The sequence below is a fragment of the Bacillus sp. SG20033 genome, assembly GCF_044570195.1.
In the GTDB taxonomy this organism is placed as follows: domain Bacteria; phylum Bacillota; class Bacilli; order Bacillales; family Bacillaceae; genus Bacillus; species Bacillus subtilis.
Genome location: NZ_CP172606.1, coordinates 2,655,794 through 2,668,192, shown reverse-complemented (window position 1 = coordinate 2,668,192; position 12,399 = coordinate 2,655,794). Strand labels below are relative to the sequence as shown.

13 protein-coding genes are annotated in these 12,399 nt (G+C 42.2%); 9 read left to right on the top strand and 4 right to left on the bottom strand.

What is annotated here, in order from left to right; translation table 11 throughout:
• Positions 1–39 precede the first annotated feature (39 nt).
• Complete coding sequence (locus ACFVP7_RS14095) at positions 40–621, bottom strand: nucleotidase (RefSeq protein ID WP_015714271.1); 582 nt, start codon at positions 619–621, stop codon at positions 40–42.
• A gap of 132 nt (positions 622–753) precedes the next feature.
• Between ACFVP7_RS14095 and ACFVP7_RS14090 the strand changes: the two genes are divergently transcribed.
• Positions 754–1,143, top strand: a complete 390-nt coding sequence (locus tag ACFVP7_RS14090) for a DUF308 domain-containing protein (protein ID WP_010886568.1) — start codon at positions 754–756, stop codon at positions 1,141–1,143.
• Between the two features lie 25 nt (positions 1,144–1,168).
• On the opposite strand, the gene ispG is transcribed toward ACFVP7_RS14090, so the two are convergent.
• The 3 genes from ispG to ACFVP7_RS14075 form a co-directional block, all read right to left on the bottom strand.
• The gene (ispG, locus tag ACFVP7_RS14085) at positions 1,169–2,302 is read right to left on the bottom strand and encodes a flavodoxin-dependent (E)-4-hydroxy-3-methylbut-2-enyl-diphosphate synthase (RefSeq protein WP_010886567.1); all 1,134 of its coding nucleotides are present in this window, start codon (positions 2,300–2,302) and stop codon (positions 1,169–1,171) included.
• 122 nt (positions 2,303–2,424) lie between these two features.
• Positions 2,425–2,724, bottom strand: coding sequence for a LysM domain-containing protein (locus ACFVP7_RS14080; RefSeq protein ID WP_014477356.1), 300 nt, complete (start codon positions 2,722–2,724; stop codon positions 2,425–2,427).
• A gap of 94 nt (positions 2,725–2,818) precedes the next feature.
• Positions 2,819–3,580, bottom strand: a complete 762-nt coding sequence (locus ACFVP7_RS14075) for a DUF1189 domain-containing protein (protein WP_015384107.1) — start codon at positions 3,578–3,580, stop codon at positions 2,819–2,821.
• 109 nt (positions 3,581–3,689) lie between these two features.
• Between ACFVP7_RS14075 and ACFVP7_RS14070 the strand changes: the two genes are divergently transcribed.
• The 8 genes from ACFVP7_RS14070 (at position 3,690) to pstB (ending at position 12,391) form a co-directional block, all read left to right on the top strand.
• Complete coding sequence (locus ACFVP7_RS14070) at positions 3,690–4,172, top strand: DUF456 domain-containing protein (RefSeq protein ID WP_396582334.1); 483 nt, start codon at positions 3,690–3,692, stop codon at positions 4,170–4,172.
• 178 nt (positions 4,173–4,350) lie between these two features.
• Positions 4,351–4,959: a superoxide dismutase SodA gene (sodA, locus tag ACFVP7_RS14065; protein WP_004398583.1), complete on the top strand. Its 609-nt coding sequence runs from the start codon at positions 4,351–4,353 to the stop codon at positions 4,957–4,959.
• 106 nt (positions 4,960–5,065) lie between these two features.
• The gene (locus ACFVP7_RS14060) at positions 5,066–6,358 is read left to right on the top strand and encodes an MFS transporter (protein ID WP_003230095.1); all 1,293 of its coding nucleotides are present in this window, start codon (positions 5,066–5,068) and stop codon (positions 6,356–6,358) included.
• A gap of 113 nt (positions 6,359–6,471) precedes the next feature.
• Positions 6,472–8,622 carry a penicillin-binding protein 2A gene (pbpA, locus tag ACFVP7_RS14055; RefSeq protein ID WP_396582332.1) on the top strand — a complete coding sequence of 717 codons (2,151 nt, stop codon included), beginning with the start codon at positions 6,472–6,474 and terminating at the stop codon, positions 8,620–8,622.
• Positions 8,623–8,776: 154 nt separating this feature from the next.
• Positions 8,777–9,679, top strand: a complete 903-nt coding sequence (locus ACFVP7_RS14050) for a phosphate ABC transporter substrate-binding protein (protein ID WP_070547540.1) — start codon at positions 8,777–8,779, stop codon at positions 9,677–9,679.
• A gap of 68 nt (positions 9,680–9,747) precedes the next feature.
• Entirely contained in the window at positions 9,748–10,677 is a 930-nt protein-coding gene (pstC, locus tag ACFVP7_RS14045; protein WP_396582329.1) for a phosphate ABC transporter permease subunit PstC, read from the top strand.
• Positions 10,677–11,561 (top strand): phosphate ABC transporter permease PstA, encoded by an 885-nt coding sequence (gene pstA, locus ACFVP7_RS14040; RefSeq protein ID WP_396582327.1) that lies wholly within the window; start codon positions 10,677–10,679, stop codon positions 11,559–11,561. Before pstC ends, pstA begins: the two co-directional genes overlap by 1 nt.
• 20 nt (positions 11,562–11,581) lie before the next feature.
• A complete protein-coding gene (gene pstB, locus ACFVP7_RS14035) occupies positions 11,582–12,391 on the top strand; it encodes a phosphate ABC transporter ATP-binding protein PstB (protein ID WP_015384102.1) in 810 nt (269 codons plus the stop codon).
• The last annotated feature ends 8 nt before the right edge of the window (positions 12,392–12,399 follow it).

The following is a 12,399-nucleotide window of genomic DNA, read 5'->3' as shown; positions in this document are numbered from 1 at the left end:
GCGTATATATGAAAAAGGGGCCCGGTTTGGGCTCCTTTTTCAGTTATTGACGCGTATTAAGTGATGCTTGTTGTTGTTTATCCATTTAACGGCTTCTAGCCAGTTGTTTACTCTGATGATGTTTGAATCAATCGGAAGCTGATTATAAGGGGAATTGAACAAAATCACCGGTATCCCGGCTTCTTTCGCAATCATCATGGCATTACCGTGATGATCCTCAAAAAACAGGTCGATGTTATGATTCTTGACCGCTTCAACTTTGTGATGACCGCCAACGAGTTCGATGTGGTCATAATGAATGTTTTGTCTGTCAAACCATTCATAGGTAATATCAGTTAAATGAGTCCGTCTCGCTGTAATATAAATAAGCTTGTGCTCCTCTTTGAGAAGATCAAGTGACTGTTTCGCATGCTGTGCAAGCAATGCTTCCTTATATATGATCGCTTCATTTTGATTCATCCAATCCCAAAATTCTTCCTGGGTAATGTTTAACAGCTTTGTTAAATCATAATCCGTCATATCGTTTAATGAAATGGAAAGATTAAACGAACGGTTCAAATAAGGGACGAATGTATCCTGAGCCGTGATTGTGCCGTCAATATCTATTCCTAAGCGTAACATGCCCACACTCCTTCAGTTTCATCCCTACAAGTGTAACATAAACAATTGACATTAACAGAAAAGTTTAGCAAACATGAATCAGGCAAAATGGATCAAACTATAAAAGCTCCTTTAATAAAACAGAAGGGGGAATTGAAGGTGGCAAACGATTACGAAAAGCGTGATAACAACAGTTACTATGTTGATCATGGATCTGAAGGGACAAATATTACCCGCGACAATGACGGTTTTTTTGAGGAAACAGCTGCTGAAATCGCAGAGCCTTATCGTGCTGCTGACCGCAGCAATGACCAAGACAATGATCGCAGCGGCGGCAATGTCAATGAAGGACGGGGAATAGGATATATCGCTTTAGCCTTGTCCATCATTTCATTGTTTGTACTGCCTGTTTTATTGGGAGCTGCTGGTATTATTGTCGGCTATATCGCAAGAAGAAGAGGTGCACAAGGCCTTGGAGCCTGGGCAATGGGTATCGGTGTCGTTTCATTAGTGCTTGGAATATTTATTATTCCATTTTTCTAACACAAAAAAGCTTGACGGGTTCCCGTCAAGCTTTTTGTGTTTCTTCTTTTAATTTTGCTTTTTCAGCTTCAAGTTTTGCGTAGTGTTCCTCAGCAAGAATGTCAATTTCTTTTTTGAGTTCTTCTACCATCGTTTCCTCTGGAACCTTACGGACAATTTTCCCTTTCCGGAACAGCAGCCCTTCACCGCGTGCGCCAGCGATTCCGATATCAGCTTCTCTCGCTTCACCAGGTCCGTTTACAGCGCAGCCGAGAACAGCAACTTTAATCGGCGCTTTTATCTTAGAAATATACTCTTCCACTTCATTGGCAATGCTGATTAGATCAATCTCAATACGGCCGCAAGTCGGACATGAGATGAGCGTGGCAGCATTGGAGGCTAAGCCGAAAGATTTCAGAAGCTCCCTTGCTACTTTTACCTCTTCTACAGGGTCTGCGCTTAGTGAAATGCGCATGGTGTTCCCGATGCCTTTGCTTAAAATGGCGCCGAGTCCTGCTGCGCTCTTTACTGTGCCGGCAAACAGTGTTCCTGACTCGGTGATCCCGAGGTGAAGCGGGTAGTCAAACGCTTTCGCCGCTTTTTCATAAGCCTCGATTGCAAGGTTCACGTCAGAGGCCTTCATGCTGACAATAATATCGTGAAAATCAAGATCCTCAAGAATTTTAATGTGATGAAGTGCGCTTTCTACCATTCCATCGGCAGTCGGATAACCGTATTTTTCTAAAATGCGTTTTTCCAATGAACCGGCGTTTACTCCGATTCTGATCGGAATGCCTTTGTCTTTGGCCGCTTTAACAACCGCTTCAACTTTTTCGCGCCGGCCGATGTTGCCGGGGTTTATTCGGATTTTATCTGCGCCGCCTTCAATGGCTTTCAACGCAAGTTTATAATCGAAATGTATGTCAACAACGAGAGGAATGGAAATGCGCTTTTTAATATCCGCAATGGCGTTTGCTGCCCGTTCATCCGGACATGCTACCCGAACGATTTGGCATCCGGCTTCAGCCAAACGGTTAATTTCTGCAACCGTTGCTTCTACATCATGTGTTTTCGTTGTTGTCATGCTTTGGATGACAACTTCATTGTTGCCGCCTATTGTTAAAGGTCCCACTTTGACGGGACGCGTTTTTGTACGATGTGTGATTTCACTCACTTGCAATCGCTCCTTAATTGTAGTTGCCGCTTCTAGATATAACAATTCTAGTATGGTTTATGTGAATTTATTTTACAAATTACATTGTAACAGTGTCTTCGCCGAACTGACAAGAAATTAACGTTAAATTAAGGGTAGACCGGGAATTTATACGCTGTTCCCGCTTGAATGGCATTGGCTTTCACATTTGGATTCAGTGCTTCAAAATCCTTTACAATGTCATCCGGAGAACCTGCTGATCCGACTATCGACATAACCGTATCACCCGGTTTTACCTTCACCGTTTTATAAGCCGGTTCTTGTGCAGCCGTTTTTGCTGATGCTTCATAGACAGGGAGGTCCTGAATGGGTATGGTTCCAATTTTAAGGTCATAAAAAAGAATAAAAAGAATAAAAACAATGCTGCATACTAAGGTGAGACGCTTCATCGCTTTTCCTCCCGCATACGAAATTTTATATCATAGTATGCTTGTCCTTTTCGATTCATGACAAAAGAAAAGAGACTGCGAATGCAGCCTCGGTTTATACAGCAGCTTTTTTGGACGGAATCTCTTTTAAAACGAGAAACAGGATGACAAAATTGACAAACCAGTTCAGCAAAAATTCACTTGGTACGGTTGCTTCTAATGCCCGCATGATTGTAAAGAACACAGTTGAAAGGGTGATGGAATAAGCAGAAAGCTTCCAGAGCTGATGATAGGATAAATGTTTTTTCTGCGAATTCTTAATGATTAACCCGATAAGCGCTAAAAACGATACTTCAATAAATTTTCCCGCTGCTGTTACGAGAAAAATAAGAGCTGAGAGAACAGTTACAATCATCGCTTTATTTTGGTTTAACCCTGCAATGACATCTTTTTTCTGTAACTCTGACGGCATCATTGAGTAAGACATTTCTTGGGCTTGTCCGTCAATGGCCAAAACAAATTTGTTCTGAAGGATGCCGATCGCGTTTTGCTTTGCTTCAATTTGTTCAGTGCCATAGGAGTCTGTCGGATCGAACACGATAACGAAACCATTTGCTTGAGATTCCGTGGCTTTTTTCTCATCCGTTTGAAGTTTGCCGTTTGAAATTGTGAAATCAGGGAAATCTTTGTTTAAAACAGTTTTAAAGCCGTTCATTGATTTTACGGTCCCTGTACTTACATAATAAGCGGTAGGGATTGCAAACAGGACAGAGAGCAAAAATACGTAAAGAATCGCTTTTCCGATTCCTTGAAATCTTGTTTTTGCAATATCACGGGGAGAGTATGTACTTTTAATGAAAAGCTGAAACACATTCACTATCTTCACTTCCTAGCTAAACTAATATATGTTGCTTATTGTATCGTTGCATGCGTGTGAATACAAGGAAGACATGAAGAAGACAGAGTAAAATGGGAGGATGGAAGCTATGGATATGTTGTATTGGCTGTTGATTGCAGCGGTTTTTATCATTGCCTTTATCGGGCTGGTGTATCCTGTTATTCCGAGCGTAGTATTTATTGTTGCCGGATTTGTATTGTACGGATTTTTATTTTCATTCAGTCCGTATTCTTATATGTTCTGGCTTGTTGAGGCAGTTTTTGCCGCAGTATTATTCGCAGCAGATTACGTGTCGAATCTGCTTGGAGTAAAAAGGTTCGGAGGAAGCAAAGCTGCCATATGGGGAAGCACGATCGGTTTATTAATCGGGCCTTTTGTCATTCCGGTTGCAGGGATCATATTGGGGCCGTTTATCGGGGCTGTTTGCGCAGAACTTATCGTTCATCAGAAGGACTTAAAGTCAGCGTTTAAAATTGGCCTCGGCTCACTCATTGGTTTTTTAACAGGGGTTATTGCAAAAAGCATCATACAGCTTTTGATGATCGGATACTTTTTATGGACGGTCCTATAAGAAATGCTGGCGGCAGGTTTAATGGGGCAGATTATCGGTTAAAGTGAAATATGTCCGCTGAAATGAGCCAAATCGTGAGCTTTTTCATTGATTACAAAGCATTCTTTTGTTACATTGAATGAAGAAAGGCTCGCTGTGAAGCGGCATTTCAGTACATATATACTAAGGAGGAATTATCATGGCTTACGAACTTCCAGAATTACCTTATGCGTACGATGCTTTAGAACCGCATATCGACAAGGAAACTATGACTATTCACCATACGAAACACCACAACACATACGTGACAAATTTAAACAAAGCGGTTGAAGGAAACACTGCTCTTGCCAACAAATCAGTTGAAGAGCTTGTTGCAGATCTTGATTCTGTTCCTGAAAACATCCGCACTGCAGTCCGCAACAACGGCGGCGGACACGCGAACCACAAATTATTCTGGACACTTTTATCTCCAAACGGCGGAGGCGAACCGACTGGCGCGCTTGCTGAAGAGATCAACAGTGTATTTGGAAGCTTTGACAAATTCAAAGAGCAATTCGCAGCAGCAGCAGCTGGACGCTTCGGTTCTGGCTGGGCATGGCTTGTTGTGAACAACGGTAAACTTGAAATCACAAGCACGCCAAACCAAGATTCTCCGCTTTCAGAAGGCAAAACGCCTATCTTAGGTCTTGACGTTTGGGAGCATGCTTACTACCTTAACTATCAAAACCGCCGTCCTGATTACATTTCAGCTTTCTGGAATGTTGTAAACTGGGACGAAGTGGCTCGTCTATACAGCGAAGCAAAATAATGGCACAAACAAGGTCCTCATTATGGGACCTTGTTTTTTTATGTCTTCTTTTTACATATCTCGGTTTGAGTGAGACAGACTAAGGAATAGTAAAGGGGAGTCAGTAATGAGCAAACTAAAAAAAGTGATAGGCGATGTAGACGTAAACAAAGGGTTACTCTTTCTGCTGACCATTGGCGGGCTTTACTCGCTGGGAATTGCACTGTCCAATACATTTGTTAATGTGTATCTTTGGAAGCAGTCAGGGAAATTTATTGATTTGGCGATATATAATTTATCCATTGTGACAATGCAGCCGATAACCTTTTATTTGGCTGGACGGTTAGCCAAAAAAATAGACAGGGTATTCATTTTAAGGTTCGGCGTCATTTTTTTAGCTGCCTTTTATTTAAGTGTGCTTTTAGCCGGAGAAACGGCGGCCAGCCGCCTCGTGCTAATCGGCGCGGTGCTCGGAGTTGGCTATGGCTTTTATTGGCTAGCGTTTAACGTACTGACCTTTGAAATAACAGAGCCGGATACACGAGACTTTTTCAACGGGTTTATGGGCATTCTGTCTTCCTCTGCAGGAATGATCGGCCCGATTGTAGCCGGATTCGTGATCTCAAGGCTTGAAAATAATACGGGTTATACAGTGATTTTCAGTCTCTCCCTCAGTTTATTTGCCCTGGCTGTCGTGATGAGCTTTTTCTTAAAACGGAGAGAATCAAAGGGCCGTTTTATGCTGAGCAAAGTATTTGGAGAGCGCCATAGCAATATGAATTGGCGGAGAATCACGAATGCGCATTTTTTTCAGGGTTTGAGAGAAGGGATTTTTGTCTTTTTAATCAGTGTGTTTGTATTTATTGAGACAAACAGCGAACTTGCTCTCGGTACATTCGGTCTTGTCAATTCAGCTGTTTCCTTCTTTGCCTACTACTTTGCATCCAGGCTGATTAAGAAAAAGGCGAGAAAAAAATCGATTTTGCTGGGCGGACTTATTTTGTATGGCGCGCTGTTTTTGATTCTGTTCCATATGAGTTTTTCGACATTATTAACGTACGGCGTTTTTATTGCCATCGGCTATCCTCTGTTGCTTGTGCCATATGTATCACTTACATATGATGTGATAGGGCGGGCGAGGCATGCCAGAAAAGCAAGAATTGAATATATCGTGCTTAGAGAAATGTTCTTGAATGCCGGCAGAATTGTTTCCATTTTGTGCTTTCTCCTGATCGTGGCCCTTCTGAAAGAGGATGTGGGAATTCCTTTGTCACTTGCGATATTGGGTATAGGACATCCTTTGATTTATTACTTTGTCAAGGATATCCGTTTTAAGGAGAAAGAAGGGGAAAATGAAACCATGGAAGAAGACGGCCAAAAACGGGTAACAGAACCGACCCTTTTAAAAGGCGAGAGATAATTTTTTTGCCAAAAAGGGGTTATCTGTAGAAAAAAGTCGAAAAAACCTTTAAAATGAAAACTGGCACTCTTACTTGAGTGTCTTTTCTTTCTGTAAATAGAAAAGGTGATGTTATGAGGAGAAATAAACCAAAAAAGCAAAATCATAAAGAGAAAAAGAAGTCGCTTCCGATCCGGCTGAATATTTTATTTTTAGCTGCCTTTGTTATATTTACCTGGATTATTGTGGAACTGGGCATCAAGCAGATCGTGCAAGGCGATGATTACAAAAACCAAGCGAATAAGCAGGAACAAAGTGAAGTCAGCTCAGCGGTACCACGCGGGAAAATTTATGATCGAAACTTTAATGCCATTGTGACAAATAAGGCTTTAAATGCAATCACATACACGAGATCTAAATCGACCACGCAAGAACAGCGCTTAAAGATCGCAAAAAAGCTGTCTGACATGATCAAAGTCGATACAAAAAAAGTAACAGAACGGGATAAAAAAGATTATTGGATTTTGACTAGACCGAAAGAAGCGAAAAAGCTCATTAGCTCTAAAGAAAGACAGCAGGTTGAAGACAAAAAAATATCCGATGACGATTTATACCAGCTTCAGCTAAAACGAATTACTGATAAGCAGCTGAATGAATTGACGGATAAAGATATGCAGATCCTCGCTATCAAAAGACAGATGGATTCGGGCTATGCATTGACCCCTCAATATATTAAAAACGAAGATGTATCAGCGAAGGAAATGGCAGTGGTAAGTGAACATTTAGACGAACTGCCAGGTGTTGATGTCACGTCCGATTGGGAACGTGAATATCCGTATAAAAACCTTCTTCGCTCAGTGCTCGGAAGTGTTTCCAGCTCTAATGAAGGATTGCCGTCCAACTTGCTCGACCATTACCTGTCGCTTGGCTACAGCCGAAATGACAGGGTCGGAAAAAGCTATTTGGAATACCAATATGAAAGCCTTCTGCAGGGCCAAAAAGCCAAAGTCGAAAATATCACAGATTCAAACGGCAATGTCACGGGAACAAAAACGGTATCTGAAGGCAAAGCCGGTAAAGATCTCGTGCTTACGATTGACATTGATTTGCAAAAAGAAGTGGAAAAAATCATTGAGAAGAACCTCAAATCTGCTAAAGCAAGACCAAGCACTCAATTGTTAGACCGGGCATTCGTTGTGATGATGGACCCAAGAAACGGTGAAGTGCTTTCAATGGCGGGCAAGCAGATTAAACAAGAAAATGGAAAATATAAAATTGATGATTACGCTTTAGGTACAATGACGTCATCTTACGCCATGGGTTCAGCAGTCAAAGGCGCAACAGTCTTGACAGGCCTTCAAACCGGAGCTATCAATCTGAATACTGTTTTTCAAGATGAACCTTTATATATTGGTCAGGATAAACGCGGTAAAAAGTCATGGACTAACTTAGGACCGGTCAATATTCAAAGAGCCTTAGAGCAGTCTTCTAACGTATTTATGTTTAAAACAGCGATCGCGCTCGGAAAAGGTGAATATAAACCGCACCAAGCTTTACCGATTGATACGACGGCCTTTGATACGTTCCGTAATTACTTCAGCCAATTTGGACTGGGTGTCAAAACTGGAATTGATCTTCCGAATGAAATGACAGGCTATAAAGGAACAGACAGATTGACGGGATTCTTGCTTGACTATGCGATCGGCCAATACGACACGTATACACCGCTGGAACTCGCGCAATACGTATCAACGATTGCAAACGGCGGGTATCGCTTAAAACCTCAGCTTGTGAAAGAAGTCAGGGATCCTAATCCTGAAAAAGGAATCGGTGCTGTCGTTCAATCCGTTCAGCCTAAAGTGCTAAATAAAATTGACATGAAGAGTGAATATATTAAAGAGGTTCAGGCCGGATTCAGACGGGTGATGACAAAAGGGACAGCTGCCAGCCAATTTGCTTCAGCGTCATATCAGCCTGCCGGTAAAACAGGAACAGCACAATCGTTCTATGATGGACCTGATAAATCAAAAACAGGAACATCGACTTATAATACGACACTTGTTGCCTATGCACCGGCTGATAATCCTGAGATTGCGATCTCTGTAGTGGTCCCTTGGGCTTATATTGATTACAGCGCTAAATATACCATTACAAACGAAATCGGCAGGGAAGTAATGGATAAATATTTTGAGCTGAAATCGAAGCAGGACAAAGAAGATACTCAGCAAAAGAATAAAGACAAAATTGAAGAAAATGCAGAAAACACAACGTCTTCTGATAACTAAAAAGAAACGCTCACATGATGTGGGCGTTTTTTTTATACAAAAAAACGCACTGATTTACAAAACCTTAACATTCGGTTCAAACCCTTTTTACATAGAACCTTTACTCTATACGTGTAGGACAAATTACACATTATACGCAGGGGGAATTCAGGAAATGAAAAAAAACAAATTGATGCTTATGCTTCTGATGGCTGCTTTTATGATGATTGCAGCTGCATGCGGAAATGCAGGAGAAAGTAAAAAATCGAATAGCGATTCTGCAAAAGGAGAAGAAAAGGCATCAGGTTCTTTAACCATTTCTGGTTCATCAGCAATGCAGCCACTAGTACTTGCAGCCGCGGAAAAATTTATGGAAGAAAACCCTGATGCTGATATACAGGTACAAGCTGGCGGTTCTGGAACAGGGCTTTCTCAAGTCTCTGAAGGAGCTGTTCAGATCGGGAATTCAGACGTTTTTGCTGAAGAAAAAGAAGGCATCGATGCAAAAGCGCTTGTCGATCATCAAGTCGCTGTAGTTGGTATGGCAGCAGCTGTAAACCCTGATGCTGGTGTGAAGGATATTTCAAAAGATGAATTGAAAAAAATCTTCACTGGCAAAATTAAAAACTGGAAAGAGCTCGGCGGCAAAGACCAAAAGATTACACTTGTAAACCGTCCTGATTCTTCTGGCACACGTGCTACATTTGTGAAATATGCGCTTGACGGAGAAGAACCTGCAGAAGGCATTACTGAAGATTCCTCCAACACGGTGAAAAAGATCATTGCTGATACTCCGGGAGCGATTGGATATCTTGCATTCTCATATTTAACAGATGACAAAGTAACTGCTCTATCTATTGACGGTGTTAAACCTGAAGCGAAAAATGTAGCAACTGGCGAGTATCCGATCTGGGCTTATCAGCATTCTTATACAAAAGGTGAAGCGACAGGTTTAGCTAAAGAATTTCTTGATTATCTAAAGAGTGAAGACATTCAAAAAAGCATTGTTACTGACCAAGGCTACATTCCGGTTACTGATATGAAAGTGACACGCGATGCCAACGGGAAGCAAAGCTGATCTTAATAAAAAGAGGAGTGCGGGGACAACCGTTTCTCCTCTTAACACATTCATAGGAGTGTAAAACAATGATAAACAATAGAGAAAATATGTCTGTGGGCGAGCGTTTAATCAGCTCAAGGCAAAATCGGCAATTGGATGAAGTTCGGGGAAGAATGATTGTGACAGCATGTGCGCTGATTATGATTGCGGCATCTGTTGCAATCACCATTTTCCTCGGCGTGAAGGGGCTGCAATCTTTTCTTGTAAATGGTGTAAGCCCAATTGAATTCTTAACGAGCTTAAATTGGAATCCTACAGATAGTGATCCGAAATACGGAGTGCTGCCATTTATTTTTGGCTCATTTGCAGTAACGATTCTTTCTGCTCTAATCGCTGCGCCGCTTGGCATTGCAGGTGCGATTTTTATGACAGAGATTGCCCCGAATTGGGGAAAGAAAGTGCTGCAGCCGGTGATTGAGCTTTTAGTCGGTATTCCATCTGTTGTTTATGGATTCATAGGTCTTACAGTATTGGTGCCGTTTATCGCCCAGTTCAAATCGAGCGGAACAGGGCACAGTTTATTGGCGGGAACGATTGTCCTTTCCGTCATGATTCTGCCGACGATCACATCGATTTCTGCTGATGCAATGGCTTCTCTTCCGAAGAGTTTACGAGAGGGTTCTTACGCGCTTGGTGCGACAAGATGGCAGACGATCAGAAAAGTACTTGTGCCTGCAGCTTTTCCAACATTGATGACAGCTGTTGTGTTAGGCATGGCTCGGGCGTTCGGTGAAGCTTTGGCTGTTCAGATGGTCATTGGAAATACAAGAGTATTGCCGGAAAGCCTGTTTGACACTGCGGGAACGCTGACAACGATCATCACGCTGAATATGGGCCACACCACATACGGAAGTGTTGAAAACAATACGCTGTGGTCAATGGGGCTTGTGCTTCTGGTGATGTCATTCTTGTTCATCCTGCTTATTCGCTACTTGTCATCTAGGAGGAAAGTGTAATGAACCGCAAAATAACAGATAAACTGGCGACCGGAATGTTTGGTTTGTGTGCAACCATTATCGCTGCCATTTTAGTAGGTTTGTTTTCCTATATTATTATAAACGGTGTTTCTCAGCTCAGTTTTCAATTTATTACAACAAAATCGAGCGCCATTGCAGCTGGAGGAGGCATACGAGATCAGCTGTTTAACTCCTTTTATATTTTGTTTATTACAATGCTGATTACAATCCCGCTCGGTGTGGGCGGCGGAGTCTTCATGGCTGAGTACGCGCCTAATAACAAAGTGACTGACTTCATCAGAACATGTATAGAGGTGCTTTCATCTCTTCCGTCTATTGTCATTGGGATGTTTGGATTATTGATGTTTGTCAACTTAACAGGCTGGGGATATACGATCATAGGCGGGGCGCTTGCGTTAACTGTTTTTAACCTTCCTGTCATGGTGCGTGTGACAGAAGACGCGATCCGTTCAGTCCCTAAAGATCTGAAGGAAGCCTCTCTCGCTTTAGGTGTATCACGCTGGCATACCGTAAAAACGGTTTTAATTCCAAGTGCGATTCCTTCTATTATCACAGGAGCAATTTTAGCGTCAGGAAGGGTGTTCGGGGAAGCGGCCGCATTATTATTTACGGCAGGCCTGACAACACCGCGTCTTAATTTTTCGGAGTGGAACCCGTTTTCGGAAACATCACCGCTTAATATTTTCAGGCCCGCTGAAACACTTGCGGTCCACATTTGGAACGTCAATACACAAGGAATGATTCCGGATGCTGAAGCGATTGCCAACGGTGGTTCTGCCGTGCTGGTGATTTCTGTTCTTGTGTTTAATCTCGCGGCGAGATGGCTTGGCACGATGATCTACAAAAAGCTGACGGCAAATTAGAACGGAAAGAGGCGAAAAACATGTCTGAACAAATGGTAAAAGAAAAACCTGAGCGAGCTGTTATTGTTCCGAAGCAGAACCACGTGCTTGAGGTCAAAGATCTGTCTATTTTTTACGGAAATAAACAAGCCGTTCATCATGTAAACATGGATATTGAAAAAAATGCGGTGACTGCTTTAATTGGGCCGTCGGGATGCGGAAAATCTACTTTTTTGAGAAATATTAACCGAATGAACGATTTAATTCCATCTGCAAGAGCGGAAGGTGAAATCCTTTATGAGGGATTAAATATATTGGGCGGCAATATTAACGTTGTCAGCTTGAGAAGAGAAATTGGAATGGTTTTCCAAAAACCAAATCCATTTCCGAAATCGATCTATGCGAATATCACACATGCATTGAAATATGCCGGAGAGCGGAATAAAGCTGTTTTAGATGAAATTGTGGAAGAAAGTTTAACAAAAGCGGCGCTCTGGGATGAGGTGAAGGATCGTTTACATTCATCCGCACTCTCGTTATCCGGCGGCCAGCAGCAGCGTTTGTGCATCGCGAGAACGCTTGCGATGAAGCCGGCTGTTCTTCTGCTTGATGAACCAGCTTCAGCGCTTGATCCGATTTCAAATGCAAAAATAGAGGAATTAATTACAGGATTGAAAAGAGAATACTCAATTATTATTGTCACGCACAATATGCAGCAGGCTCTGCGGGTTTCTGACCGGACGGCATTCTTTTTAAACGGCGAGCTTGTAGAATACGGACAGACCGAACAGATTTTCACGAGTCCGAAAAAGCAAAAGACAGAGGATTATATTAACGGGAAATTCGGATAGGAGGGCGG

Bases quoted from the DNA above. Each gene is read 5' to 3' on its own strand.
- ACFVP7_RS14095 (WP_015714271.1), bottom strand. From the start codon at position 621: ATGTTACGCTTAGGAATAGATATTGACGGCACAATCACGGCTCAGGAT.
- ACFVP7_RS14080 (WP_014477356.1), bottom strand. From the start codon at position 2,724: ATGAAGCGTCTCACCTTAGTATGCAGCATTGTTTTTATTCTTTTTATT.
- ACFVP7_RS14070 (WP_396582334.1), top strand. From the start codon at position 3,690: ATGGATATGTTGTATTGGCTGTTGATTGCAGCGGTTTTTATCATTGCC.
- sodA (WP_004398583.1), top strand. From the start codon at position 4,351: ATGGCTTACGAACTTCCAGAATTACCTTATGCGTACGATGCTTTAGAA.
- ACFVP7_RS14060 (WP_003230095.1), top strand. From the start codon at position 5,066: ATGAGCAAACTAAAAAAAGTGATAGGCGATGTAGACGTAAACAAAGGG.
- pbpA (WP_396582332.1), top strand. From the start codon at position 6,472: ATGAGGAGAAATAAACCAAAAAAGCAAAATCATAAAGAGAAAAAGAAG.
- ACFVP7_RS14050 (WP_070547540.1), top strand. From the start codon at position 8,777: ATGAAAAAAAACAAATTGATGCTTATGCTTCTGATGGCTGCTTTTATG.
- pstC (WP_396582329.1), top strand. From the start codon at position 9,748: ATGATAAACAATAGAGAAAATATGTCTGTGGGCGAGCGTTTAATCAGC.
- pstA (WP_396582327.1), top strand. From the start codon at position 10,677: ATGAACCGCAAAATAACAGATAAACTGGCGACCGGAATGTTTGGTTTG.
- pstB (WP_015384102.1), top strand. From the start codon at position 11,582: ATGTCTGAACAAATGGTAAAAGAAAAACCTGAGCGAGCTGTTATTGTT.